The sequence below is a fragment of the Mesorhizobium sp. M00.F.Ca.ET.216.01.1.1 genome (assembly GCF_004010325.2).
Taxonomy (GTDB): domain Bacteria; phylum Pseudomonadota; class Alphaproteobacteria; order Rhizobiales; family Rhizobiaceae; genus Mesorhizobium.
In genome coordinates this window covers 1-323 of sequence record NZ_SADR02000359.1, presented here as the reverse complement: position 1 = coordinate 323, position 323 = coordinate 1, and the positions used below count along the sequence as shown (strand labels likewise).

At 67.2% G+C, this 323-nt stretch carries 1 pseudogene; it reads right to left on the bottom strand.

The features are described 5' to 3' along the window. Positions 1 to 54: 54 nt before the first annotated feature. Positions 55 to 323: pseudogene (locus EN859_RS36465) on the bottom strand ((2Fe-2S)-binding protein); the annotation flags it as partial.

The following is a 323-nucleotide window of genomic DNA, read 5'->3' as shown; positions in this document are numbered from 1 at the left end:
GAACGGGCCGAGCGACCGTTCTTGAGGTGTGAACTTCCTGCTGTCCGCGGCCGATCACAATTCGATCTGATGCACCCTTGGCTCACTCGCCGCCGCCGGCGGCAGCTTGCCTTCCATGATCGCTGCGATGTCGCGGCGCAGGAAGTCGAGCGGGCCGATCACCGGCAAGGCCGGAGGCTGGAAACGGGCATTGTCGCTCGCCGATTTCAGCACGCGGCGATCCTGGTGCAGCGCGGTGGTGAAGAGCGGCTTGAAGGCGAGCGCCTTCAACTCACCGAGCAGGCCCTGGCGGCCGCCGATCAGCCAGCCGACGCCCTCGACGG